This is a genomic window from Streptomyces sp. UNOC14_S4, assembly GCF_020740835.1.
Classification (GTDB): Bacteria; Actinomycetota; Actinomycetes; order Streptomycetales; family Streptomycetaceae; genus Streptomyces.
In genome coordinates, this window is the sequence record NZ_JAINFC010001029.1 from 1 (window position 1) to 703 (window position 703).

At 67.7% G+C, this 703-nt stretch carries 1 protein-coding gene; it reads left to right on the forward strand.

Features of this window, described 5'->3' with window-relative positions; genetic code table 11:
• Nucleotides 1-155: 155 nt before the first annotated feature.
• A complete protein-coding gene (locus K6I34_RS37730; protein WP_229332508.1) occupies nt 156-629 on the forward strand; it encodes a VOC family protein in 474 nt (157 codons plus the stop codon).
• Nucleotides 630-703: the final 74 nt, after the last annotated feature.

The following is a 703-nucleotide window of genomic DNA, read 5'->3' on the forward strand; positions in this document are numbered from 1 at the left end:
CCCCACCCCCGGCCCCACAACAGGGGCGCGGGGAACTGCGCGACCAGCCACAACGCAAGCCGCACCCGCAAGACGCAGCGCAAGTGACACCCCAGTAGGCGGAAGGGGTACCCCCTTCGCACAGGACAACAGGACAACAGGACAGGAGACCCCCCATGCCACGAATCACGCCCAATCTCTGGTTCGACACGCAGGGCAAGGAAGCCGCCGAGTTCTACGTCTCGGTGTTCCCGAACTCGGAGATCAAGAGCGTCCAGTACTACGGGGAAGCCGGTCCCCGGCCCGCCGGGACGGTCATGACCGTGGAGTTCGCCCTCGACGGCCAGGACTTCATCGCGATCAACGGCGGCCCGCAGTTCACCTTCGACGAGGCCATCTCGCTGCTGATCAATTGCGACAGCCAGAAAGAGGTCGACTACTACTGGTCGAAGCTGTCCGAGGGCGGCGAGGAGGGCCCCTGCGGCTGGCTGAAGGACAAGTACGGACTGTCCTGGCAGGTCGTGCCCGCCGCCCTGGCGGAGCTGCTCGGCGACGCGGACTCCGAGCGGGGCCAGCGGGCCATGAAGGCCATGCTCGGCATGAAGAAGATCGACGTGGCGGCCCTGCGAGCGGCAGCCGACGGAAAGTAACTGGAAACGACCCGAAACGACCGGGGCCCGCCCCACGAGCAGCGCTCGCGCGGGCGAGCGGAGCGGGCCCCGGC